Origin of the sequence: Streptomyces sp. NPDC087859 (assembly GCF_044742595.1) — a bacterium.
In the GTDB taxonomy this organism is placed as follows: Bacteria; Actinomycetota; Actinomycetes; order Streptomycetales; family Streptomycetaceae; genus Streptomyces; species Streptomyces canus_F.
Genome location: NZ_JBIUUU010000028.1, coordinates 63,161 through 86,242 on the forward strand (window position 1 = coordinate 63,161; position 23,082 = coordinate 86,242).

At 71.3% G+C, this 23,082-nt stretch carries 19 protein-coding genes and 1 pseudogene; 12 read left to right on the forward strand and 8 right to left on the reverse strand.

Annotated features, from left to right (window positions below; genetic code table 11):
• The gene (locus tag ACIOHP_RS45145) at positions 1-183 is read right to left on the reverse strand and encodes a hypothetical protein (protein WP_401896915.1); all 183 of its coding nucleotides are present in this window, start codon (positions 181-183) and stop codon (positions 1-3) included.
• Positions 180-2,114, reverse strand: a complete 1,935-nt coding sequence (locus ACIOHP_RS45150) for a prolyl oligopeptidase family serine peptidase (protein WP_401896916.1) — start codon at positions 2,112-2,114, stop codon at positions 180-182. Before ACIOHP_RS45150 ends, ACIOHP_RS45145 begins: the two co-directional genes overlap by 4 nt.
• A 231-nt stretch (positions 2,115-2,345) precedes the next feature.
• Between ACIOHP_RS45150 and ACIOHP_RS45155 the strand changes: the two genes are divergently transcribed.
• The 6 genes and pseudogenes from ACIOHP_RS45155 (at position 2,346) to ACIOHP_RS45180 (ending at position 7,139) form a co-directional block, all read left to right on the forward strand.
• Complete coding sequence (locus ACIOHP_RS45155) at positions 2,346-3,623, forward strand: MFS transporter (protein WP_401896918.1); 1,278 nt, start codon at positions 2,346-2,348, stop codon at positions 3,621-3,623.
• A gap of 271 nt (positions 3,624-3,894) precedes the next feature.
• Positions 3,895-4,511: pseudogene (locus tag ACIOHP_RS45160) on the forward strand (IS5 family transposase); the annotation flags it as partial.
• A 242-nt stretch (positions 4,512-4,753) separates the two neighbouring features.
• On the forward strand, positions 4,754-4,978 hold the full coding sequence (locus ACIOHP_RS45165) for a hypothetical protein (RefSeq protein WP_401896920.1): 225 nt from the start codon (positions 4,754-4,756) through the stop codon (positions 4,976-4,978).
• 27 nt (positions 4,979-5,005) lie between these two features.
• The gene (locus ACIOHP_RS45170; RefSeq protein WP_401896921.1) at positions 5,006-5,128 is read left to right on the forward strand and encodes a hypothetical protein; all 123 of its coding nucleotides are present in this window, start codon (positions 5,006-5,008) and stop codon (positions 5,126-5,128) included.
• A gap of 6 nt (positions 5,129-5,134) precedes the next feature.
• Complete coding sequence (locus ACIOHP_RS45175; RefSeq protein ID WP_401896922.1) at positions 5,135-6,346, forward strand: hypothetical protein; 1,212 nt, start codon at positions 5,135-5,137, stop codon at positions 6,344-6,346.
• A gap of 58 nt (positions 6,347-6,404) precedes the next feature.
• Positions 6,405-7,139, forward strand: coding sequence for a CDP-alcohol phosphatidyltransferase family protein (locus tag ACIOHP_RS45180; RefSeq protein WP_401896924.1), 735 nt, complete (start codon positions 6,405-6,407; stop codon positions 7,137-7,139).
• Here the strand turns inward: ACIOHP_RS45180 and ACIOHP_RS45185 are convergent.
• The gene (locus ACIOHP_RS45185; RefSeq protein WP_401896926.1) at positions 7,102-7,554 is read right to left on the reverse strand and encodes an adenylyltransferase/cytidyltransferase family protein; all 453 of its coding nucleotides are present in this window, start codon (positions 7,552-7,554) and stop codon (positions 7,102-7,104) included. The two genes, ACIOHP_RS45180 and ACIOHP_RS45185, sit on opposite strands and share 38 nt — an antisense overlap.
• Positions 7,555-7,769: 215 nt before the next feature.
• Here ACIOHP_RS45185 and ACIOHP_RS45190 point away from each other — a divergent pair, with 215 nt between their 5' ends.
• From ACIOHP_RS45190 to ACIOHP_RS45200, 3 genes are read left to right on the forward strand one after another with little or no spacing between them, the layout of a single operon-like run.
• A complete protein-coding gene (locus tag ACIOHP_RS45190) occupies positions 7,770-9,002 on the forward strand; it encodes a glycosyltransferase (protein ID WP_401897025.1) in 1,233 nt (410 codons plus the stop codon).
• A complete protein-coding gene (locus ACIOHP_RS45195; protein WP_401896928.1) occupies positions 8,999-10,642 on the forward strand; it encodes a lipopolysaccharide biosynthesis protein in 1,644 nt (547 codons plus the stop codon). The genes ACIOHP_RS45190 and ACIOHP_RS45195 overlap by 4 nt, the downstream gene beginning before the upstream one ends.
• On the forward strand, positions 10,639-11,895 hold the full coding sequence (locus ACIOHP_RS45200; RefSeq protein WP_401896930.1) for a hypothetical protein: 1,257 nt from the start codon (positions 10,639-10,641) through the stop codon (positions 11,893-11,895). Before ACIOHP_RS45195 ends, ACIOHP_RS45200 begins: the two co-directional genes overlap by 4 nt.
• On the opposite strand, the gene ACIOHP_RS45205 is transcribed toward ACIOHP_RS45200, so the two are convergent.
• Positions 11,855-13,321, reverse strand: coding sequence for a hypothetical protein (locus tag ACIOHP_RS45205; RefSeq protein WP_401896933.1), 1,467 nt, complete (start codon positions 13,319-13,321; stop codon positions 11,855-11,857). The genes ACIOHP_RS45200 and ACIOHP_RS45205 overlap by 41 nt on opposite strands.
• A gap of 92 nt (positions 13,322-13,413) precedes the next feature.
• Between ACIOHP_RS45205 and ACIOHP_RS45210 the strand changes: the two genes are divergently transcribed.
• Together ACIOHP_RS45210 and ACIOHP_RS45215 are read left to right on the forward strand one after the other, a co-directional pair.
• Positions 13,414-14,001: a WcaF family extracellular polysaccharide biosynthesis acetyltransferase gene (locus tag ACIOHP_RS45210; protein WP_401896934.1), complete on the forward strand. Its 588-nt coding sequence runs from the start codon at positions 13,414-13,416 to the stop codon at positions 13,999-14,001.
• Positions 13,998-15,119 carry a glycosyltransferase gene (locus ACIOHP_RS45215; protein ID WP_401896937.1) on the forward strand — a complete coding sequence of 374 codons (1,122 nt, stop codon included), beginning with the start codon at positions 13,998-14,000 and terminating at the stop codon, positions 15,117-15,119. The genes ACIOHP_RS45210 and ACIOHP_RS45215 overlap by 4 nt, the downstream gene beginning before the upstream one ends.
• Here the strand turns inward: ACIOHP_RS45215 and ACIOHP_RS45220 are convergent.
• From ACIOHP_RS45220 to gmd, 4 genes are all read right to left on the reverse strand, one after another.
• Entirely contained in the window at positions 15,095-15,742 is a 648-nt protein-coding gene (locus ACIOHP_RS45220; protein WP_401896940.1) for a hypothetical protein, read from the reverse strand. The genes ACIOHP_RS45215 and ACIOHP_RS45220 overlap by 25 nt on opposite strands.
• Entirely contained in the window at positions 15,739-18,003 is a 2,265-nt protein-coding gene (locus ACIOHP_RS45225) for a LamG-like jellyroll fold domain-containing protein (RefSeq protein WP_401896942.1), read from the reverse strand. Before ACIOHP_RS45225 ends, ACIOHP_RS45220 begins: the two co-directional genes overlap by 4 nt.
• A gap of 155 nt (positions 18,004-18,158) precedes the next feature.
• Positions 18,159-20,915: a LamG-like jellyroll fold domain-containing protein gene (locus ACIOHP_RS45230; RefSeq protein WP_401896944.1), complete on the reverse strand. Its 2,757-nt coding sequence runs from the start codon at positions 20,913-20,915 to the stop codon at positions 18,159-18,161.
• Entirely contained in the window at positions 20,912-21,925 is a 1,014-nt protein-coding gene (gmd, locus tag ACIOHP_RS45235; RefSeq protein ID WP_401896947.1) for a GDP-mannose 4,6-dehydratase, read from the reverse strand. Before gmd ends, ACIOHP_RS45230 begins: the two co-directional genes overlap by 4 nt.
• 105 nt (positions 21,926-22,030) lie before the next feature.
• Here gmd and ACIOHP_RS45240 point away from each other — a divergent pair, with 105 nt between their 5' ends.
• Complete coding sequence (locus ACIOHP_RS45240; RefSeq protein ID WP_401896949.1) at positions 22,031-23,017, forward strand: GDP-L-fucose synthase family protein; 987 nt, start codon at positions 22,031-22,033, stop codon at positions 23,015-23,017.
• Positions 23,018-23,082: the final 65 nt, after the last annotated feature.

Consider the following 23,082-nt stretch of genomic DNA (forward strand, 5'->3'; position numbering starts at 1 on the left):
TCACTGCAGAGGCGACTTCTTCTCCGTGTTCTTCTTTGTGCGGGTGGTGCAGGTCCGCGCCGGGCCGTTCGGCCGGACCGGGACCGCCTTGTCCAGGGCGGCCTGGGTGTCCGGATGAATGATGAGCCCGCGCTCCCGCTCGGTGGCGCTGATGGGGTCGACGCGCAGTCCGTGACGCTTCATGGGGTTGACCTTTCTTCGGTGTGGTGGACGGGGTGGTGCGAGCCGGTCCGCCCGCTGTTGCGGCGGTCGGCGGTTCTGGGGGAGGCGCGCAGCCTGTCGTCGGCGTAGCGCACCATGGCGGCCCAGGCGGCGGCGTATCCGGCTGGGTCACGGCCCACGTCGTGCCCGCCGCCGAGCCACCGGACGCGATGCGGGACGCCACGGCGCCGCAGCGCGGCGAGATAGCGCTCGATCTGTTCCGGAGGACACTTCTCGTCGTCCGCCGAGGCGGCGAGGAAGAGCGGGCCGCGTACGCGGCCCACATAGGTCATCGGGCAGGCTGCGCGATAGCGGTGTGGCACCTGCTCGGGGGTGCCGCCGAAGAGGCGGTCGTCGACCTCCCGCAGCGCTGGCGTCGTCGCCCGGTACGCCGCCGTGTAGTCGGCCACCGGGGCGACGGCCAGCCCCACGTCCCACAGCCGGGGCTGGACGCCCATCGCGAGCAGCGTCAGATAGCCGCCCCAGGAGTAGCCGCACAGGCCGGTACGGCCCGGCTCCGAGACTCCCGCGTCGATGAGGTGGCCGCGCACCGCGGCGAGGTCTTCGAGCTGGGCGAGGCCGACCCGGTGGCCGAAGTCGTCCCGCCAGCGGGGGCCGTAGCCCGTCGAGCCGCGGTAGTTGGTGCGCACCACGGCGAATCCGGCCCGGACCAGGGCCTCGGTCCGCGCGTCATAGGCGTCCCGGTCGTGGGTGTGGGGCCCGCCGTGGACGAGGAAGACCGTCGGCCAGGGGCGGTGGCCCGCCCTGCGGCCGGGCGGGGTGGCCACAAAGCTGTGGATCTGCCCGTACGGCCGACGTGTCCACAGCTCGCGGTGCCTGGATCCGGTCGTTGCGCCGGGCGCCGTGCCGCGTGACGCCGTCGTGGAGCGGCCGCAGTGGCCGGAGCGGTCGGGACGTTCCGGGGGTTTCGGGTGCTCCGCACTTTCCGAGCTTTCCGGGCTTTCCGGGTGGCAGATCAGTGGCCGGGGCGGTTCGCCGTCGCGGCTCCACAGGCAGTGGACCGTGCGGTCGGGTGCGCAGGAGAAGTCGATGATCGTGCCCTCGGGCGTGGGAAGCACCGTCGTCGTACCGCGGTCGAGGTCGGCGCGGAGCAGGCGGCTGCGTCCCGCCCGGTCCTGCTGAACCAGCGCCGTGCGGCCGGGCCCGTACCAGCAGGCGGTGATCTCCGTATCGAAGTCGAGGGCGGAGCCGGGACCGTGCGCATGGATCCCCTCGCCCTGCCGCCAGAAGGCCAGGGTGTAGCGGCCCGCGCGTTCGAGGACGAGCAGCAGTTCCGGCCGTGCGGTGGTGAGGTCCGGGCGGAAGCCCAGCGCCCACACCGCGCCGCCGTCCCCCGCTGCGCCGGGGATGGCGTCCATGAGGACGCCGGAGGCCGGTGACCACAGCCGGACCGCGGCCGGTCCGGCCGGGCACCCCGCGGTGGCCAGCAGTCGGCCGCCGGGGGCCAGGCCCACCACTGCCGCATAGCCGGGCTCCTCGGCCACCAGGCGGGCGCGCTCGCCCGGTCGGCCGAGGTAGTACCGCGAGCGGTCCGCGACCCCGACGCCGACGGCGGCGAGGCCGCTGCGGGGGTCGAAGGCCAGGCCGTGCATCCGCCCGGCGGGTACGCCGTCGAGCGCCGGGCGCGAGTGCCCGCCCTCGAACGGCCCGCGCAGCCAGCGGCCTTGACCGCCTGGAGCGGCGTCGAACCACCACAGGCCCTGGCCGTCCGGCTCGATGGCGGCGGTCTCCACACCCAGCGGTGCGGTGGTCGCCTGACGGCGCTGACCCGTCATCAGATCCCAGGCCACGATCTGCGGGAGACCGTCCACATACCGGGTCTCGACCGCTCGCCGTCCGTCGCGGGCGGCGAAGGACGGGACGTGCACCGCCGTTCCGATACCGCCGCTCATCGCCGTCCCTCCCTTCGTTGGTGTCCGCTTCCGCCGCCGGTGGCCTTGGCTGTGGTGGGCTCCGACGGCCATCACACTGCCGGACGGGCGGGCTGCGTGGCAGGGAAGAAAGCGCAGCGGCACCGGCCGTGAGCTACTGCCGGTCCTTCCCTGGCACCGGACGGTGGGCGGGCGACAGGGTGCGGGGGCGACCACATGGCCCGGACCCACCGAGGAGAAAGGGGCGACCCGATGACGATCGCGGCGACCCGGCCCGGCGCAGCCCCCGTCCCACCCGGCGGAGCGCCGAACGGCACACCGGGTGGCAGGCCGAGCCGTGCGCTGACGGCGGTCTATGCCGCGGGCGCGGTGACGGCGTTGGGCACCCAGATGACCATGCTCGCGCTGCCCTGGCTGGTGCTGGAGACCACCGGCTCGGCCACCCGGGCGGGCCTGGTCTTCGCGGCCCAGGTGCTGCCCATGGCGCTGCTCGGCTTCGCGGGCGGAGAGGTCATCCAGCGCCTGGGCGCCCGCCGGACCATGGTCGTCTCCGATCTCGCCCGCGCTCCGGTGGTGGCGCTGATCCCGCTGCTACAGACCCTGGGCGCGCTCAATCTGGCCGTCCTCGTGGCGATCGTCGTGGCGCTCGGGGCGCTGGCCGTTCCCTACCACGCGGCACAGCGGGTGCTGGCGATGGAACTGCTGAGCCCGCACGCCCGCTCTCTGGCCCGCGCCAACAGCGCGCTGGAAGGTGTGCAGAACGGCTCGGCGTTCGCCGGACCGGCGCTCGCGGGCGCGCTGATCCCGCTGGTGGGGACCACATCGGTGGTGTGGCTGGACGCGGCCACGTTCGCCTTTTCCGGGTTGCTGTTGCTGCGCCGCGTCCCGGCAGGAGGTGGCGGGGCCGCAGGGTCCGCGGCCGGGCCACGCGGCCTGTGGGCGGGGGTGCGGCATCTGTGCGGCGACTGGTTCCTGAGCCGGGCGATGCTGTCCACCGTGGTGTTCGGGCTGATGCTGCGGACCCTGATGATCACCATGCCGGTGCTGGCGTTCGCCCGGTTCGAGGGGGACGCCAGGGTCGGCGGCCTGCTGATCGCCGCCCTGGGCGCCGGTGGCCTGGTGGGCTCGGTGGCCGCCTATGTGCTGGCGGCACGGGTCGCCCCCGTACGACTCGCCTGTACGGCCCTGGTCTGCGTTGCTCTGCCCCTGTGGACGCTCCTGGTGCCCGTGCCGGCTAGCGTGCTCGTCGTCGCCGTCGGCCTGTCATCGGCCGCCGCGCCCCTGGCCAACGCGCCGCTGATGGGCCTGCTCTCCGCCCGTCTGCCGGACGGCTTCGGGCCCAAGGTGTTGCAGGCCGTGGTCACGATCAGCACCCTGGCCGGGCCGCTGGGCTTCCTGGCCGCGGGCGCCGTGCTGGACCGGGCCGGCGTCGCGGCGACCCTGTGGGGCGTCGCCGCGCTCGCGACGTTCGGCAGCGGCAATCTGATCCTGGCCCTGCGCCGCCTCCAGGCCACCGGGGACCCGGACTGACCTGGTCTTCCGAGTAGACCCCGGTGCACGAGGGGCACGCGGCGGCAAAGTTCACCGGAAGTCCTCCTCGTGGTACTCCGCGTCCGAGCCCGCCGCGATGGCCTCGCGCAGTCGATGCGGCGGATCTGGAGGCCGCTGGTGATGACCAGCGACAGGCTCGCCTCCGCCTACGCGCATCTCCACCGAGTCGAGCAGAGTCGGGGCTCACGCACGACAACCCGACTGGCATCTAGTCAATCAACATGCGGGGCGGCGAGCGCCGTGCGAGCCATCAACGCGACACCGCCGGTTCCTGATCTGGTCGAGTGCCGGCGCCTGGGGTCGCCTGCACGAAGCGGTCCTGCACCGCCTTGACGACGCCGGCGTCATCGACGTCACCCGCGTCGTACTCGACACCGCCCACGTCAGGGCTAAAAAGGGGGCGAACACACAGGTCCGAGCCCCGTGGACCGGGGCAAGCCGGGTTCCAAGATGCACGTCCTGTCGGACGCGAACGGACTGCCCCTCCTCGTCGGCATCTCGGCCGGCAACGTCCACGACAGCGAAGGGCTGAAGCCCATGATCGAGGGCCACCAATCGAAACACGACCCTCACCGCGGCCGGTACTTCAAGCCCCAGCGCCTCCACGTAGACAAGGCCTACGACCGCGCCGACCTGCGCAGATGGCTCCGATAGAAGCGAATCGGAGTACGCATCGCGCGGAAAGGCATCGAATCCAGCGAGCGATTAGGGCGCCGGAGGTGGGTGATTGAGCGCACGATGTCGTGGCTGTCCGGCTACCGCAGATTCAGTCGCCGCTACGATCGCCACCCCCTCAACTACCTGGCATTTCTCGGACTTGCTGCCGCCCTCTGCTGCTACAAGCGACTCGTCCGCCTTACCACGTAGGACACGGTCTTAGGCGCCGGGCGCGAGTGGCTGCGGCCTCATCGCCTGCGGCCTCGTCGCCGCCCCCCATCGCCTCCCCTTTCCGGTTGTCGCCGCCGCCCCGAACGGCACGGGGCCGGCTCCCTTGACGTCCCCTTGTAAGTCGCCTGCCGCAGAGGCCCCCACGGGCCTTTTCAAGATCTTTTTCGGGTTGCGGTGCGCAGAAGTCGAGCGTGGGGTGTCAGGAAGGTCACGACGTATGAGTGGCCATCATCGTTACCGAAACCGCTGGCGCGCACGTGAGGTCGCCGCCTGAGGCCCCCTTCGGCAGCATGCACACCGCCATTGTTCTCTTGGCCGCGGTCGTCATCGGGCTGGTCGTTGGCGGTCTGACCTACCTCTCTGACTTCTCGGCACCCGGAGCGGTCCCGGCGGGGCTGGGTGCCGCGGGCCTGAGCGTTCCGGTCTTGCGCTCGCTGATCCGATGAGCCGATCTCGATATGTGCGATTCGGGGATGGTCAAGCACCAGGGCATCCAGACCGTGCTGTGGGCGGAAGACCAGTTCGAAGCGGCGGGCGCCGTGTTCAACTTCGCCAAACTCATCAAAACCAACCAGAGTGCCGGTGAAGGGGAGTAGCCGACCGTGGCCGACTCGACCGGGGACAGCCTGGACCGCGCGCTGGAGGGGGCGCTCACCCGCCGCATCCCGCAGAGCGCCCAGGCGCAGATGAAGTACCTGGTCAAGCAGCTCAAGGGAATGCGCTTGCTGGAGAGCCGGGCGAGTGTCGTGCCCCGGCGTACGCCTTCGCACCGGGCGGACCCCGCGGAGCCGGCCGGCGGGCGCGCACCCGGGAGCCACAGGGAGCGATGGGGGGATCGCATGGAAGAGCTGAGCCTGGACGACGCGCGCCTGCTCGGGCCGTACGTCCTGCTGGCCCGGCTGACACCCGCGGGCGGCGAACCGCGCCTGCTGGCCCGCAGGTCGGGCGAGGAGGGACTGGCCGAGGGACGTAAACGATCAGCCCCCTTCCTGAGGACCGCCCCCATGCAGCACCGCCGCCCCCGCTTCTCCAAGAAGGCGAAGGCCCTCGTCTCCGGCACGGTCGCGCTCGCCGCGGCCGTCGATGTGACCGTCGCGCAGGCGGACGAGTCGAGCAAGAAGTGCACGGCCTTCGACACGATCACGCTCGGCAAGTACTACGGGAACAACAACCTCTGGAACGAGGGCAAGTACACGGGCACCCAGTGCGTGGGGTCCAACTCCCAGTCGGGATCGACCATTTCGTGGGGTGCCGACTACAGCTTCGCCAACAGCGCCACCGGCAAGGACTGCGACGTGAAGCCCTACGCCTCCACCGTCCTCGGCTGGCGCTGGGGCTGGAAGGTCGACAAATCGTCCACCAGGCTGCCGATCCGCGTCGGTGACCGCAAGAAGGTCAACACCAGCTGGGAGTTCACGGTCAGCGCCAACCCGGGCGTCATGAACGTCGCCTACGACCTGTGGCTGCGCAACAAGAACACCGCCGACTGGCAGGACCAGCCCACCGACGAGATCATGATCTGGCTCAACCGACAGGGCGGCGCCGGACCCCTCGGCACCAAGTACGGCTCCGTCAGCCTCGGCGGCGCCATGTGGGACATCTACCAGGGCGCCATCGGCTGGAAGGTCTACTCCTTCGTCTGCCGCACCAACACCACCAAGGCCACGCTCGACCTGGACGACTTCACCCAGGGCCTCGTCCGGCGCAAGCTGCTGAGCAACGACAAGTACGTCTCCGGCATCGAGGCCGGCACCGAGGTCTTCAAGGGGACCGGCCGGCTGGACACCAAGTCGTATTCCGTCGACATCGGTTAGTTCTCAGCCCGCCGAACGTCCGTTCACCTCGTGTCATCATGTCGTTCACTGTTGCGGTATGGGGACGCGAGGGGGGCTCGTGGGGACTCTTACGGCGTTGCGCGGAGCGCAGAAGTCGGCGAAGGGGGTGTCGCTCTATTCGAGATACGTGAACCGGCCGGCCGGGCGGATCCTGGCGGCGGGCGCGTATCGGGTGGGGCTGACACCCAATCAGGTCACTTTGGTGAGTGCCGCGTTCACCTTCGCCGGGATCACGGCCGTGGCACTCGTACGGCCGTCCTGGCCGCTGGCGGTGGCGGTGTACGCCGCGCTGGTGGTCGGCTTCGCCTTCGACTCGGCGGACGGGCAGCTCGCGAGGCTGACGGGGAAGGGTGGCCCGGCGGGCGAGTGGCTGGACCACGTCGTGGACTGCGCGAAGATGGTCGCGCTGCACGCGGCGGTACTGATCGCCTTCTACCGGTTCTTCGAACTCTCCGGTGAAGGCTGGCTGTTGGTGCCGCTGGGCTTCCAGCTCGCGGCCGTGCTCACCTTCTGCGCCGGGCTGCTGACCGAGCAGCTCAAGCGGGGTCTTCCCCAGGGTGACGCCCCGGCGGCTCCGCCCTCCCGGCTGCGGGCCGTCGCCTTGCTGCCGGTGGACTACGGGGTGTTCTGCCTGGTGTTCCTCACGTTGGGCGCACCCGGCGTGTTCCGGGCGGTCTACGCCGTCCTCGCCGTCGTGCACGCGCTGTTTCTCGTGGCGTTCCTCGCTAAGTGGTTCAGGGAGCTGTCCGCGTTTCCGCGGACCCCGGCGTGACGAGCGCGTCCAGCGCCCTGCCCAGCAGGGTGCTGGACGTGTGCACGGTGTACGGGAAGTAGACGACCTCGACGCCGACGGTCGCGAAGTCGCGCTCCAGACGGGCGCCCTTCTCGGTGCCGCGCCAGTCGTCCCCCTTGAAGATCACGTCGAAGCGGACCTGTTTCCAGGTCTCCAGTTTGTCCGGCACGGTCTCCACGAACGCGGCGTCCACGTGCCGGACGCTGCGCACGATCTCCAGGCGCTCCGGCAGCGGGACGACGGGCTTGCGCCCCTTGGCGAGCTCGGCCATCTCGTCCGAGACGACTCCCGCGACCAGGTAGTCGCACTGACTGCGGGCGTGCCGAAGGATGTTGAGGTGGCCGATGTGGAACAGGTCGTAGACGCCCGGCGCGTAGCCGACACGGTGAACCATTGCGTTCTCCCCCCACGGTGAACGTCGCCCCGTCGGAACGGGTTGATGGTCCGACGACATTACTGTGAAGCCCACCTGGAGATCCGGTGAACAGATAAGGTGGTCAAGGATCGCTTCTGGGGGGAAGGGGACCGGCTTTGACCGGAGTTGAGCCCACGCATGCCCGAACCGAGCACGTCGACCAGCGCCATTCCCTGACCGGCCGCACTCTGCTGGTGGTCTCCACCAACTACGCGCCCGAGCACACGGGCATCGGCCCGTACGCCACCCAGCTCGCCGAGCACTGGGCCGCGCGCGGCGCCGACACCCATGTCCTCGCGGGCATGCCGCACTACCCGTCCTGGCAGCTCGATCCGGCCTACGCGGGCCGCTGGCGGGCGCGGGAATCGCGCGGCGGAGTCACCGTCCACCGGCGAAAACACACCGTGCCCGCACGGCAGACCGCCCTCCTCCGGGCCCTGTTCGAGGCCTCGCTGCTCGCCCACCAGCTGGCCGCGCCGCCCCGCATGCCGCGTCCGCACGCGGTGGTCGCCCAGATGCCGAGCCTGGCCGGCGCGGTGGTCGCGGCACGGATCGCCGCCCGGCACCGGGTGCCGTTCCTCCCGGTCGTCCAGGACTTGATGGGCGCGGCGGCCGCGCAGAGCGGCATCAGCGGTGGCGACCGCGCGGCGGCCGTGGCCGCACGGGCCGAGCGGTACGCGCTGAGCCGCGCGGCCCTCGTCGGCGTCATCCACGACAGCTTCCGGCCGCGGGTGGAGGCGATGGGGGTCGACCCGGCCCGCATCCGACTGGTGCCCAACTGGTCGCACGTGCCCCGCCCTTCCGGCTCGCGGGAAGAGACCCGGGCCCGCCTGGGCTGGCCGCCGGACCGCCAAGTCGTCCTGCACTCCGGCAACATGGGCCTCAAGCAGGGCCTGGAGGTCCTCGTCGACGCGGCCCGGCTGGACCAGGGCGTCGACTTCGTGCTGATGGGCGACGGCAACCAGCGCGCGGCCCTCGAGGAGCGCGCCCGTGACGTCCCCAACCTGCACTTCCTGCCGCTCGCCGAGACCGCCGACTTCCCGGACGTCCTCGCCGCCGCGGACGTCCTCGCGGTCACCCAGCGGGCGTCCGTGCTCGACATGAGCGTGCCGTCGAAGCTCACCTCGTACTTCGCCGCGGGGCGGCCCGTGATCGCCTCCGTGGCGGCCGAGGGCGGTACGGCCGACGAGGTGCGCCGCTCCGGCGCGGGCGTCCTGGTCCCGCCGGAGGACCCGGCCGCACTGCTGCGAACCCTGCGAGAACTCGCGGAAGATCCCGCCGAGGCGGACCGCCTCGGGGCCTGCGGGCCCGTGTACGCCGCCGAGCAGCTCAGCGCGACGGCCGGCCTCGGCCGCCTGGACGACCTGCTCGCCGAGGTGCTCGGCACGAACGGCACCGCCGCGCAAGAAGGAGCGGCACGCGCATGAACGACGACATACGCGGGCGGGAGGACGAGCCGGAGCTCCTGCGCGACCAGGTGCAGCAGGTCCTGCGGCACCGCGTCCTGGTCGCCGGCGGGCTGCTCGCCGGGCTGCTCGCCGGCGCCTGGTTCGCCTACGGTTCGGCCCCGACGTACGAGTCCTCCAGCGAGGTGCTGGTGCGGGCGGCGACCATCAACCCGTATGCCACGAACGGTGTTTCGGTCGACAAGCAGATCAACATCGGCAGCGAACGGCAGACCGCCGCCGGCAACGCGGTGGCCGAGCGCGCCGCCGAGAAGCTCGGCCGCAGCGCCAACGACGCCGGCGATCTGCAGGGCCACCTCCAGGTGACCAACCCGCCCGACACCCTGGTCCTGAAGTTCACCTACGTCGCCGTTCGGCCGAAGGACGCGGCCAAGGGCGCCGAGGCCTTCGCGCAGGCCTACCTCGACTACCGCGAGACGCAGACCACCGGCACGGTCACCAACATGGTCGCCGGCTACAAGAAGCAGCTCGATCCGCTTGCCAAGCAGCGCGAGGACCTCCTCGACCAGATCGACCAACTGCAGGGCGACACCGAGAAGAGCACCGCCCTGGCGGCGCAGGCCAACCTGCTCGGCCAGATCACCGAACTCACCAACGACATCAGCGAGTTGCAGGCACTCGACACCACACCCGGCTACGTCACGGTGAAGGCCGAGGAGCCCGTCAAGGCGGAGGGCCTGGGCACGCCCATGCTCATGGCGCTAGGCGGCGTGGTCGGCCTCGCCCTCGGGCTGCTCGGCGCCTGGCTGCGGATGATCTTCGACCCGGCGGCCCGCTCGGCCGACACCGTTTCCCGCGCGCTGCGCGCCCCGGTCCTCGGCAGCCTGCCCCGGGTCCCGGAGGAACCGCTGCTCGCCGCCGACGGTGCGCTCGCCGAGCAGTACCGCTCGGTGGCCTTCCGGCTCGCCTACGACCGTCATTTCGTCGACCGGCGAAGGCTGTTGGTGGTCGAACCTGGCGGCGAGGGTGCCACGGCCGCCGTCGTCGCCGTCAACCTCACCGCCTGCTTCGCCGAGACCGGCATGTCCGCCCTGCTCGTCGAGGCCGACCTGCGCCATCCCGACCTGGCGCGCAGACTCCCCGAGGCGCCCGGCGTACGCCCCGGCTGGGCGGCCGGTGAGGCTGTGGCGGACGGCATCCCGTGGCCCGGCGGCCGGCACATCACTGTCGACGCGGGCGAGTCCGGCACCTTCGAGCTGGTCCCCGGCGTCCGCGTCCCGCACGTCTCGCGCACGCTCACCTCGGCGGCCACCACCCGCCTCATCGACCAGGCCGACGCCCCGAACACCACGGTCGTCGTGCTCGCCCCGCCGGTCCTCTCCTACGCCGACGCGCTCGCCCTCGTCGACCGGGTGGACGGCGTGGTCGTCGTATGCGACCCGCGTACGGTCGCCCGTACGGCACTGGAGCGCATCCGCGAACTCATCGACGGGGCCGGCGGTCAGGTCCTCGGCGCGATCCTGCACCAGGCTCCGCGCCGCCGCATGGGACGCCGGCGCGTCGAGGGCGCCGCATCCCTGCGGACCTCGGCCCCCGCGACCCCCTCGTCTCTGACCGGCGAGTCCGTCGCGAGGGACAGCCTGTCCTCGGGCAGCCGGTGAGGGCCCGTACGGCCGTCCTGTGCTCCGTCCTCGACCAGGCGGTCAGCGCGCTCACCAACATCACCGTCCTGATCCTGGTCGCCCGGCACAGCGAGGCCGACACCTTCGCCCTGTTCGCCACGGCCTACGTGGTGTTCAGCGTGCTCCTCGGCGGGTTCGGGGCATACGTCGGGCAGGAGTTGGTGCTGCACCGGGGAGAGGTCGAGCCACTGGGCCGGGGAGTGGCTCAGCCACTTCGCCAGGCCTGTCGCGGCGCGGTCGCCTTCACGGCGGGTGCCTCGGCCGTGCTGGGCGCGCTGCTCGCGGGCGGCGCGTACCTCACGACCGACGACGCCGCGGTGTTCGCCGCCCTCGGCCTGGTCCTGCCGTTCACCCTCACCCAGGACACCCTCCGCTACTGCTTCTCCGTCCTCCGCAAGCCCCAACTGGCCCTTTTCACCGATCTGTTGAGGATCGCGGCCGCCCTGCCCGCGCTCCTTGTCCTGCCGGACGGCGCCTCCGCGGCCCGCACGACCCTGGTGTGGGGCCTGTCCGCCGCGCCCGCCCTGCTGCTGGCCCTCGCGCTGCTGCGACCGCATGTCGCGGGCGAGCGGGCGGACGTGAAGCGCTATCTCGTACGAGGCCACCTGGGCCGGCGCTTCCTGGTCGAGTTCGGCGTCGGCAACGCCACCAGCCAGCTCGCCGTCCTTGCCCTCGGCCTGTTCGCGACCCCGCTCGCGGTCGGTGCCCTGCGCGGCGCGACCACCCTCTTCGGCCCGCTCAACGTCGCCTTCAACGCGGCCACCGGCTTCGGCCCGCCCCTGCTCAACCGCCACCCGGCACCCCGCAGGGCGGCCCTGATCGCGGGCGGCGCGCTGGCCGCCGTAGCGGCGGGATGGGGAGCCGTGCTGTACGCGCTGCCCGGGTCCTGGGGCCGTCAACTCCTCGGCGACACCTGGGAGTCGGCCGCGAAAGTCCTCCCAGCCACCGGTGTCCAGTACACGGCGATGGCCTTCGGCGTGTGCGGGCTGCTCGCCCTGCGGGTGCTGGCGCCCCGGGCCACCATGCCCGTGCAGCTGGTGTTCTCGCCGGTGTCGGCCGGACTGCTGCTCGCCGGGTACGCGTGGACCGGCGTCGCGGGCGCGGCCTGGGGCCTGTGCCTCGGCTCGGTACTGAAGGGCGCGGCCGCGTGGATATGGGCCACCCGGGCGCCCTTGCCGCAGGAGGCGGAGGTCAGTGCAGCCGGCGCCAGCGTTCCGGGCGCAGGGTCGTGATCAGGGCCAGGCACATGATGCCGATGGCGATCCGGCCCGAGGCCTGGAGCAGGGGGCCGCGCAGCAGGATGAAGGAGTAGCCCGCGACCAGCGGCACGGCGAGGGTGAGGATGGTCGCCGGGCCCGGCCGTGCCACGGCGTGCGCGTAGCGCCGGTCGACCCGGGCCGACACCCAGCCGATCAGGCCGAACCCGGCGACCATCCCCAACGGCCCGAAGTCCAGCCAGAGTTCGGCCCACAGCGGCGAGGAGCGGTTGGTGTTGCTCGCCGCCATCCACTCGCTCACCATCACGCCGGTGTCCTGCGGCTTGTCCGTCCATACGGACCGGGGCACGAAGAACAGGACGGAGCCCGCCAGCTGGCGGCCGTAGGTGTGACCGTTGCCCGCGTCGGCGTATGTGATGGTGTTGGCGAACATCGCCATCTGGTCGTAGTCCTTGAGTACCAGCGGCTCGAGCACCGACGACGTCTCGGTGGCCCGGGTGTTGGCCTCGTCGTAGCGGAACCTGTCCGCGAACGGGAAGATCAGCACCGCCGCCGCGACGCCCAGCGACAGGGCCGCCCGGTACATCGCCGGGCTCTGCGGGAAGACGGTGAAGAGCAGGGCGAGCAGGACGGTCAGGAACCAGTACCGCGGGTTCGAGATCGGGTTGTTGACGACTGTGTTCAGGCCGATGAGTGCCACCAGCGCGATCCACGGCAGCGGCCGGCTGCGGGCCCGTGGCGAGGTGATCAGCCAGCGCGTCACCACCATCAGCGCGAGCAGCGCAGGGACCGTGCCGAAGCCGCGCAGGATCGCCGTGCTCGCCTGCGAACCGGGGCTGGCCACATCGCTGGACGCGATCGATTCGGTGATCTCCATCCGGCTCGCGAAGAACACGGACAGCCCGCCGAGTTTCAGCACGAACAGGCCGCTTCCCACGAACGCCACCGCGATGAGCACGGCGAGCCGCCGCCGGGACACCATCGCGGGCCGGAAGACGGTCCGTGCGGTCGGCCGCGCCCCCGGCCGCACCAGCAGCGCTCCCGCGTCGAAGGCCACGCATGCCACCAGCACGAGCGCCACCGCCAGGTCCAGGTCGGACCGCGAACCCGCCACAGGCACCGGCGTCTTGCCCACCACCTCCTGCGCGAGCGCGGCGATGCCCATCGCCATGTAGACGAACAGCCAGAACGTGCCCTGGAGCAGCTTGCGATGGTGGCCCAGGATCATTGCGGAGAGGCGGGCGCCCGAGTAGACGGTGAGCACCAGCTGGAGCCAGAACACCTGGTCGCGCAGGCCCAGGCCGGGCTGCAGCGCGACAAAGGCCGGCATCAGGACGGTGAGGCTCAGTACGAGCGGCAGCGCCAGGACGCGCCGGAGCGTGCCGCGCGACGAACCGACGCTGTCAACGGGCGGTGCGGAGGCCAGAGTTCCCGCCGACATAAGCCTCCCTCTACGTTTAGTTCACAGAGTCTACGGATCTGTGTGCGAGGTGCGTGCGGAATCCCTAGGGTGAGTCGAGAGGGGGGTAACTCATGCGCGACCTACGGACGTTCACCCTGTCCGGATATGACAAGGGACGCGGAATCGCGGCACAGGCGCTCTGGTTCTGTGTGATGAACACGCTGTTCATGGCGTGGTTCTGTCCGGCCCGGGTGAGGGTCGCCCTGCTGAGGGCCTTCGGCGCCGAGATCGGCGAAGGGGTGCTGATAAGGCACCGCGTCCGCGTCCTGTGGCCCTGGAAACTGACCATCGGCGACCACACCTGGATCGGCGAGGGCGCCTGGCTGCTCAACCTCGAACCGCTCGCCATCGGCTCCCACGTCTGCGTCTCCCAGGAGGCGCTGCTGTGCACCGGCAGCCATGACCACCGCAGTGCCGACTTCCGGTACCGCAACGCGCCCATTCGCGTCGAGGACGGCGCCTGGATCGCGACCCGCGCGACCGTGCTCGCCGGAGTGACGGTCGGGCGGCACGCCGTGGTGGCCGCGGGCACCGTACTCAAGCACGACCTGCCCGACCTCACCCTGCACTCGGCTGACGGCACCCGTGCCCTGAAGGAGCCCACGAAGGATCCCGCGAAGCAGCCCACGAACGGGCCCACGAAGGAGCCCACCCCGTGAGAGCCCTGCACGCCGTCACCCTGCACACGCCCACCCAGGCTTTCGGCGGCCCGGTCCGCGTGGCCGTCAACCTCACCGGAGGCCTCGCCGCACGCGGTATCGAGTCCCGGATCGTCGCCCTCGGCTCGGGCTTCGACGGCCCACTCCCCGCGGATGTCGACGGCCGCCCCGCCCGGCTCTACCCCGCCCGCCGCGTCATACCGGGCGCCGGCTTCAGCGGCATCACCTCGCCCGCCCTGCTCGCCGGCGCCCGCTGTATGGTCAAGGCCGCCGACGTGGTCCACGTCCACCTCGCCCGCGACCTGGTCACCCTGCCGATCGCGTTGGCCGCCCTGAGCGCCCGGCGCCCACTGGTCGTCCAGACGCACGGCATGGTCGACCCCAGCGACAAGGCCCTAGCCAAGGTGCTGGACGCCCTCGCCGTACGCCGGGTGCTGCGCCGCGCGGATGCCGTCCTGCACCTCACCACTTACGAACGCAAGGGCCTGGACGCGGTGTTGGGCGGTGTCGATCCCGGAAACGGGGTGCGGCTCGTCAACGGCGTGCCCGCACAGCAGAAGCGGCCGCGCCCGGAGGGTCCGCCCCGGGTGCTCTACCTGGCCCGGATGCAGGCCCGTAAACGGCCGACGGACTTCGTCGCCGCCGTACCCGAGGTGCTGCGCCGACATCCCGGCGCCCGCTTCGTCATGGCCGGGGCCGACGAAGGCGAGCTGGGGGCCGCGCTGAAGCTGGCCGACGCCCTGGGCGTGTCCGACTCCGTCGACTACCTGGGCGGCCTCGCGCCCGGCGCCGTACTGGACGAGCTGCGCCGCACCCATGTACACGTCCTGCCCTCCGTGGACGAGCCGTTCCCGATGTCCGTCCTGGAGGCCCTGTCGGTGGGCGTGCCGTCGGTGGTCACCCCCACCAACGGTCTCGCCGACGACCTCGCGCGCTCCGGCGCGGGAGGAGTGGCGAGGACCCCGGAGGCGCTGGCCGCCGAGATCCTCGCCCTCCTGGAACCGGCCGCCAACGACACAGCCTCCGAGGCGGCCTGGCAGCTGTCCCGCACGTCCTTCTCGCTGGAGGCGGTCACCGACCGCCTCCACACCCTCTACGAGTCCTTCGCCCAGGCGTAACACCCGCTGGACGTGAAGGACTTGGTGCCCTTCTTGACCGTGATCCGGCGCTCGCCGCCCGACGTCCCGTCGAGGGACCATGAGCAGGCCTTCGTCGGGGTGAGCGCACGGTAGGTGCCGGGGACCGGATCGTCGTAGGAGCCGTCGGCGTATCCGCCCTCGGCGTCCTCGATCAGGGACTTCAGCTCTGGGCACAGGCCCTTGACCGCGTCCTCGGCGCCCTTGATGTCGCCCGCGACGATCGCCCCGACGACCGCGTCCCGGTCGATCTTCGCGGTGGCGGCGAGTTTGTCGCAGGTCTCCTGACCGGCCTGCAGGATCGCCGCCGGGTCGGTCCCCGCGGGGACCCGGCCGGACAGGTACTTCTTCTCCTTCTTGGTGAACGACCCGGTGACCGGGGTGAGTTCGTCGTCGGGGACCGTGTCCTTCGGTCCCTGGGATGACGCGGCAGGCTTGCTGGGAGGCGTACTCGACGGCGTGCCCGACGGCTGGGCCGAAGAGGCCGGAGGGGGAGTGCTCCCCGGACGCCCGGCCGCCTCGGTCCGCTGCTCCTCGCTCCCGCCCCCGCCGCACGCGGCGAGCAGGGGCAGGAGCAGCAGTGCCGCAAGGGCGGAACGCCTCATGAGCCCGTCCCGGTCGAGTAGTGCGACGCGACCTGACTCGCCGTCAGGACGCCGCCGTACACCGCGACCTCGTCGATCTGCCCGGTGAAGTACCGGCTGGACGGGCGGCTCGTCCAGTTGTCCAGGTTGTCGCCGCCGACCCGCCAGAATCCGCTGAACTGCTGGCTGCCGGTGACCGTGAAGTTCAACGCGCGCAACGTGCCGTCGACGTACAGCTTCATGCCGTCGCCGCCCTGCGTCGCGACCACGTGGTGCCAGGCGCCGTCGTTGAAGGCCTGGGGCGTGGTGATGGTGCGGGCCCCACCCGAATAGACGCCGAAGATGAGCCGCCCGGCGTTGGTCATGTAGACGTGCTTGTCGTAGGTCGTGGACGGCAGCTGCACCTTGTTCGCGAAGCCGATGAGCTTGCCGCCGGTGGTCGTGGTGGTCTTGAACCACATTTCCAGGGAGTACGAGGACGGGGTCGCGTGCCGCTTGTCGGTGTACGTCCACTCGCTCTGCGAGCCCGTGTAGCCAACCGACGAGCCGGAGCCGGCGGCCCCGTCCGCGACGGCCTGCGTCGGCGCGTTCCAGTGGACGCCGCTGTCGTCGCCGCTGGAGCTGTCGGCCGCGTAGGCGTTGGCGGTCTCGTTGAACCGCCAGTAGAGGTTGGCCCCGTCGGACCGCACCTTGGAGGCGTACGCGTCCGCAGCGCTCGCCACCGTGACCGACTGGGCGACGGACCGGGAGGTCGTGTTGATGCCGTCCGAGGCGCTGATCCGGTAGGAGTGGGTCTCGCCCGCGGCCACGTCCGTGTCCGTCCAGGTGAGCTGGGGTCGCGACCAGGGCAGCGAGTCGGCCGCCACCTCGTACACCGGCGTGCTCGCCCCGTCCTTGTAGACGCGGTAGGTGAGACGGCTGTCGTCGGTGTCGTAGCTGGAGCGCCAGTGCACGGCGACCTGGCCGGCCTCGATGCTCTCCACCCGCACCTGCGGCAGGGTCGGTGCGGCGGTGTCGGGACCCGAGGAGACCCGGGTCAGGGCCTGCTGGGCCGTGCCGTTGACGGTGGTGAACTCGCCGCCGACCCACAGGTAGTCGGTGCCGTTCTTGGGCGCGAGGGCGAAGACGCGCGGGCCGATGCCCTCGCCGATACCGTCGTTGGTGTCCGGTGCCCAGCCCAGCTTCGCCGGATTTGCCGTGGTCTGCGCGAGCAGATGCCGGCGCTGCCCGTCCGGGTACTCGCCCATCGAGGAGCAGTCGTGGGCGTGCGAGGCGCTGTAGACCACGCCCTGGTACAGCTGAAGCGCCTGGGTGGCGCCGAGGCAGGTGTCGCGCCAGCGCTGTGCGAAGGTGTCCGGCTCGAAGGCCGTACGGCCGTCGAAGACCCCGCCGCCCGTGCCCTCGCTTCCGGTGTACACGCCCGAGGCGTCGGCGGTGATGTCCTTGACGACGGAGGTGTCCGGGAAGAAGCCACGCGGGTACGCCGTCGTCACGGCGCCGGTGGTGGCGTCGGTGACGGCCAGGGCGTGCGAGTTCGCGCCGTTGACGGTGAAGAAGTCCCCGCCCACCACCACGTGCTGCCCGTCCGCGGTGACCGCGACGGCCCGCCCCGGCTCGTCGGCGTTCGCCGTCCAGGAGGTCAGCGCGCCAGCTGTGTCCACGGCGGCGAACCGTTGCCGCGTCTGGCCGTTGACCGTGCCGAAGTCCCCTCCCAGGTACACGGTCGAGTCCGTCACGTCCAGCGCCCGCACGGTGGCCGTGACCGCCGGATGGAAGTCGGGGCTCGGCGTGCAGGTGTCGATGTCGATCGCGGCCAGGCTGTTCACGCCGACGCCGTTCACGGTCCCGAAGTAGCCGCCCGCGTACAGGGTCTGGCCGTCCGGCGACACAGCGAGCGCGCGCACGGTCGCGGTGCCGTCCCCGACCGTGAACGACAGAGTGCAGCCGGTGGGTTCACCGGTCGCGGCGTCGAACGCGGCGAAGTTCACGGCCGGTTTCTCGGTGGGATCCCCGGCGGCGGCTCCCTCCGGGCGGATCGCCGAGAAGGTGCCCCCGGCGAAGACGACCCCGTCGGCCTGGGCGAGGGCGTACACGACGCCGTTGGTCTGCCAGGTCGACAGGTCGTCGGCGGTCAGGGCCACCGGAGGGGTGAGCGCGGCGGCGTCGGTGGCGGTGAGCGGGACGCTGAGCAGAGGAGCGGTGAGGGCGAGAGCGAGCGCGGTGATGGTCCTCCGGGAACCAGGGCTTCCGGATCTGCGGCTCTGTGATGATCTACGGTGCATATCGGTCTCCTAGTACTGCGAGCGGTGCTTGGAGCGGTACTGCAGGCGGCTCGAGTGGTACTGCGAGCGGTGCTCTGTGAGCGTGGGTGGTGCGCGAGAGGCCGGGCGGCCCGGGGGAGGGGTGGACCGGACCGCCCGGCTGTCGGTGACCCGCGTCAGGACGGGCTGAAGGTGAGCACCAGCTCGGGCCGGTATTCCTCGGTGCCGACCTCGCTGGACCACAGCCACAGCGCGTCGGCACCCGTACTGGTCAGCGCCACGGACGACGTCGACCCCAGCAGGCTGCTCAACCCGCCTGTGTCCAGGGGTACTTCGTAGTCCGTCGACACTGCGTTCGGCGCGGCCAGGGTGCCCAGCACGGTCGAGGACAGACCGGGACGGTTCGCGTACGTGACGTCCGCCTCGGTCCAGTCCCCGGTCACCGGCACCACGTCGAACGAGTCCGCCGACCCGGCCGTTCCGAGCGACGTCGTCCGCAGCCGCAGCACCGCGCCCGTCAGCTCCGTACCGCTGGGCGCGGCCGGCAGCGCGAAGCGCAGATAGCTGAGGTACGCGGCGCTGCCACGTACCGCGAGCGAGGTCGACGTCCCGTAGTTCGTCGTGGTCGCCGAGCCGTTGACGTATGAGTCCTCGGCGGCGCCGACCGTCACCGACGACCCCTCACCGCCGCCGGAACCCGTACCGAGGGCGTGGTGCTGGGCGACCTGTGCGGCACTGAGGGCGCTCGGGTACACGGCCGTCTCGTCCACCGTGCCCGCGAAGAACATGCTCGTCGGGTTGGACGGCCACCCGGAGAGCGTGTCCGCGCCCACCCGCCAGAAACCGGTGTAGTTCAGCGCGGTCGTCACCGTGTTGGAGCCGACCGGCACCCCGTCCACGTACAACGCCATCCCGCCCGGCCCCTGCGTGGCGGCCACATGGTGCCAGGCACCGTCGTTGTACGCGGCGCTCGACAGGATCGTCGCCCGGTTGCCGAACCTGCCCGTGCCGAAGCCGAGCTGCCCCGCGTCCGTCATGTAGACGAGCCGGTCGGAGTTGCGGCTGAAGTACCCCTGCCCGGAACCGAAGTTGTCCCCGAACCCGATGATCCGCCCACCGCTGGTGGTGGTCGTCCGGATCCATGTCTCCGCGGTGAAGGCACCCGGCCGCGCATGCCGCTTCTCGCTGTACACGTACTCCGACGTGCCATTGAGCCCGAGAGCCGTACCGGCCCCGGGCACCGCGGCCGGCGTCTGCCGGTACGACGGGCTGCTCACATACGCCCCGCCATCGTCGCCGCCACTGCTGTCGGAGGCGAAGGTCCCGGAGGATTCGTCGTACCGCCAGTACAGCGAGGCACCGTCCCCGCGTACGGCGGCGGCGTACGCGTCCGCGGTGCGCGCCGCCGTGGCACTGCGGGCCGTCGACAGCGCGCTGGTGTTGGCCCCGTCGCTCGCCGTGATCCGGTACGAGTAGGTCGTCCCGGCGGTCACCGAGGTGTCCGTCCACGACAGCTGAGGCCGCTCCCACGGCAGCGAGTACGCGGTCGTGGTGTGGATCGGCGTGGCCGACCCGTTCCGGTAGACGTTGTACGTCAGGTTGCCGTCGTCGAGGTCCTGGCTCGCCTGCCAGCGGACGTTCACACTGCCCGGAGTGTCACTGGAGACCCACGCGGCCGGGGTGCTGGGCGACCCGGTGTCAGGACCGGTGCCGAAGCGGCTCAGACTCTGCTGGGCCGACCCGTTGACGGTGGTGAACTCGCCCGCCAGCCACAGGAATGCGGAGCCACCGCTGTTCGCGAGCGTCAGGGCCCGCGGGCCGAGCTGCTCGCCGGTGCCCTCGTTGGTGTCCGGCGCCCAGGCCAGCAGCGTCGGGTCGGTCACGCGCTGCGCCAGCAGATGCTTGCGCTCGACGTTGGGGTACTCGCCCATGGAGGAGCAGTCGTGGGCGTGCGAGCCGCTGTAGATCACGCCTTGGTAGAGCTGGAGGGCCTGGGTGGCGCCCAGGCAGGTGTCCCGCCAGCGTTGCGCGAAGGTGTCCGGCTCGAAGGCCGCCCGGCCGTCGAAGACTCCGCCGCCGGTGCCCTCGTGGGCGGTGTAGACGCCGGAGGCGTCGGCGGTGATGTCCTTGACGACGGAGGTGTTGGGGAAGAACCCGCTCGGGTACGCCTGCGTCACCGCTCCGGTCGTGGCGTCGGTGATGGCCAGGGCGTGCGAGTTGGTGCCGTTGACGGAGAAGAAGTCCCCGCCGATCGCGACGCGCTGCCCGTCCGCGGTGACCTCGACGGCCCGCCCGGACAGATCGGCATCCGCCGTCCACGAGGTCAGCGCCCCGGCCGGCGTCAGCGCGGCGAACCGGGCCCGCGCGGTGCCCCGTACGGTGGTGAAGTCGCCGCCCGCGTAGACCGTCCCGTCGGGCGCCACGTCCAGGGCCCGGACGGTCGCGTTGAAGGCCGGGTTGAACGCGGCCCGCGCGGTGCAGGTGTCGATGTCGATCGCGGTGAGCCCATTGACGGCGACCCCGCTCACCGCGGTGAAGTAGCCGCCCGCGTACAGGGTTTCACCGTCCGGGGCGACGGCCAGCGCCCGCACGGTCGCCGTACCGCTGGTCCGCGTGAACGACAGCGAACAGCTCGTCGGCGCCCCCGTCGCCGCGTTGAAGGCGGCGAAGTTCACCGCCGACCGCGTCCCGGCGCCCCCGGAGGCGACCCCCGGCGGCCTGATCGTGGAGAAGGTGCCGCCCGCGAAGACGGTGCCGCCGCTTTCGGCGAGCGCCCACACGATCCCGTTGGTCTGCCAGGTGTCGAGGTCGTCGGCGGTGAACGCGACGGGCGCGGTGACGGCGGCGGCCTGCGGCGCGGTGACCGCCGTACCCCCCAACAGCCCTGCTGCCAGGGCGAGTGCGGACAGGAGTGCGCGTCCGGCCCGTCTCATCTGTCCACCCTGACGGCCGTTCCGGCGAGCTCCTTCTCCAGACGGGCCACATCGGCGTCCACCATGATCCGGGCCAGCTCGTGTACCTTCACCAAGGGCTTCCAGCCCAGGAGATCCTCCGCCTTGGAGGCGTCGCCGATCAACGCGTCCACCTCGCTGGGCCGCTCGTACTTGGGGTCGTAGCGCACGAACTCCGTCCAGTCCAGGCCGAGATGGGCGAAGGCGACCTCCAGGAACTGCCGCACGGAAGCGGCTTCGCCGGTGGCGACCACATAGTCGTCGGGCTGGTCCCGCTGGAGCATCCGCCACATCGCCTCGACGTACTCCGGCGCGTACCCCCAGTCGCGCACCGCGTCGAGGTTGCCGAGGTAGAGGCGGTCCTGCAGACCGGCCTTGATACGGGCCACCGCCCGGGTGATCTTGCGGGTCACGAAGGTCTCCCCGCGGCGCGGGGACTCGTGGTTGAAGAGGATGCCGTTCACCGCGAACATGTCGTACGCCTCGCGGTAGTTGACGGTCGTCCAGTAGCCGAAGACCTTGGCGCAGCCGTAGGGGCTGCGCGGGTGGAACGGCGTCCGCTCGTTCTGCGGCGGCGGGGTGGCGCCGTACATCTCCGAGGACGAGGCCTGGTACAGCCTCGTCTGGATACCGCTCGCCCGCACCGCCTCCAGCAGCCTGATCGCGCTGAGGCCGGTCACGTCGCCCGTGTACAGCGGCGCGTCGAAGGAGACCCGGACATGGGACTGCGCACCCAGGTTGTAGACCTCGTCCGGCTTGATGTCCCGGAGCAGGTTCACCAGCGCCACGCCGTCCGAGAGGTCCGCGTGATGCAGGAGGAAGGACCGCTCCGGCTGGTCCGGGCCCTGGTAGATGTGGTCGATCCGCTCGGTGTTGAAGCTCGACGACCTGCGTATCAGACCGTGCACGGTGTACCCCTTGCCCAGCAGCAGCTCCGCAAGATATGAGCCGTCCTGGCCGGTGACCCCGGTGATGAGTGCCGACTTGCCCATCCGTACCCCCCTCTGTACGACCGAACTGGCCGCGTTTTCTTATGAATTGACCGTAATTCCCACAAAACATTCCCCGAGCGGGCCCGCCGCTGACACAATCCGCGCATGACAGCTGACGCTTCGCCCAAGCTCACGTCCGAGTCCCAGTCCCTGCCCGAGGCCCCCCTGCTCCCGCGCCCGGCCCGGGTGTTCGTCGCGGGCCACCGCGGTCTGGTCGGCTCTGCGGTGGCCCGCCGGCTCACGGCCGACGGACACGAGGTCCTCACCCGCGGCAGGGACCAGGTCGATCTGCGCGACGCTGCGCGGACCGAGAGCTTCCTGCGCGACGTCCGTCCGGACGCCGTCGTACTGGCCGCCGCCAAGGTGGGCGGGATCATGGCCAACAGCACCTATCCGGTGCAGTTCCTGGAGGACAACCTCCGGATACAGCTGAGCGTCATCGCCGGCGCACACACCGCCGGCGTCCCGCGTCTGCTGTTCCTCGGCTCGTCCTGCATCTACCCGAAGCTCGCCGAGCAGCCGATCCGCGAGGACTCCCTGCTCACCGGCCCGCTGGAGCCGACCAACGAGGCCTACGCCATCGCCAAGATCGCGGGCATCGCCCAGGTCGATTCGTACCGCCGCCAGTACGGCGCCGCGTACATCAGCGCCATGCCGACCAACCTCTACGGCCCCGGCGACAACTTCGACCTGGCCACCTCGCATGTCCTGCCCGCCCTGATCCGCCGTTTCCACGAGGCCCGCGAGACGGGAGCCCCCCAGGTGGTCCTGTGGGGCACCGGCACCCCGCGCCGTGAGTTCCTCCACGTCGACGACGTGGCCGCCGCCTGCGCGCTCCTCCTGGACCGCTACGACGACGAGGGCCCGATCAACATCGGCTGCGGCGAAGACCTGCCGATCAGTGAACTCGCTTCCCTGGTCCGGGAGGTGACGGAGTATCAGGGTGAGATCGTCTGGGACACGACCAAGCCGGACGGCACACCCCGCAAACTCCTGGACGTCTCCCGACTCACGGCGCTGGGCTTCAAGCCGTCGGTGGAGCTGAGGGACGGCATTGCGGCCACATACGCCTGGTGGCTCGAACAGCACTGAACAGTTGACGGTTCGACCGCGCCCTCCAGGGGCGCGGTACCGTGTCGATGTGCGGCTGCGCCGCG

What these genes read in the sequence shown, in the direction of transcription:
- ACIOHP_RS45145 (WP_401896915.1), bottom strand. Translation starts at nt 183, where the DNA reads ATGAAGCGTCACGGACTGCGCGTCGACCCCATCAGCGCCACCGAGCGG.
- ACIOHP_RS45150 (WP_401896916.1), bottom strand. Translation starts at nt 2,114, where the DNA reads ATGAGCGGCGGTATCGGAACGGCGGTGCACGTCCCGTCCTTCGCCGCC.
- ACIOHP_RS45155 (WP_401896918.1), top strand. Translation starts at nt 2,346, where the DNA reads ATGACGATCGCGGCGACCCGGCCCGGCGCAGCCCCCGTCCCACCCGGC.
- ACIOHP_RS45170 (WP_401896921.1), top strand. Translation starts at nt 5,006, where the DNA reads ATGGTCAAGCACCAGGGCATCCAGACCGTGCTGTGGGCGGAAGACCAG.
- ACIOHP_RS45180 (WP_401896924.1), top strand. Translation starts at nt 6,405, where the DNA reads ATGGGGACGCGAGGGGGGCTCGTGGGGACTCTTACGGCGTTGCGCGGA.
- ACIOHP_RS45185 (WP_401896926.1), bottom strand. Translation starts at nt 7,554, where the DNA reads ATGGTTCACCGTGTCGGCTACGCGCCGGGCGTCTACGACCTGTTCCAC.
- ACIOHP_RS45195 (WP_401896928.1), top strand. Translation starts at nt 8,999, where the DNA reads ATGAACGACGACATACGCGGGCGGGAGGACGAGCCGGAGCTCCTGCGC.
- ACIOHP_RS45205 (WP_401896933.1), bottom strand. Translation starts at nt 13,321, where the DNA reads ATGTCGGCGGGAACTCTGGCCTCCGCACCGCCCGTTGACAGCGTCGGT.
- ACIOHP_RS45210 (WP_401896934.1), top strand. Translation starts at nt 13,414, where the DNA reads ATGCGCGACCTACGGACGTTCACCCTGTCCGGATATGACAAGGGACGC.
- ACIOHP_RS45220 (WP_401896940.1), bottom strand. Translation starts at nt 15,742, where the DNA reads ATGAGGCGTTCCGCCCTTGCGGCACTGCTGCTCCTGCCCCTGCTCGCC.
- ACIOHP_RS45225 (WP_401896942.1), bottom strand. Translation starts at nt 18,003, where the DNA reads ATGCACCGTAGATCATCACAGAGCCGCAGATCCGGAAGCCCTGGTTCC.
- ACIOHP_RS45230 (WP_401896944.1), bottom strand. Translation starts at nt 20,915, where the DNA reads ATGAGACGGGCCGGACGCGCACTCCTGTCCGCACTCGCCCTGGCAGCA.
- gmd (WP_401896947.1), bottom strand. Translation starts at nt 21,925, where the DNA reads ATGGGCAAGTCGGCACTCATCACCGGGGTCACCGGCCAGGACGGCTCA.
- ACIOHP_RS45240 (WP_401896949.1), top strand. Translation starts at nt 22,031, where the DNA reads ATGACAGCTGACGCTTCGCCCAAGCTCACGTCCGAGTCCCAGTCCCTG.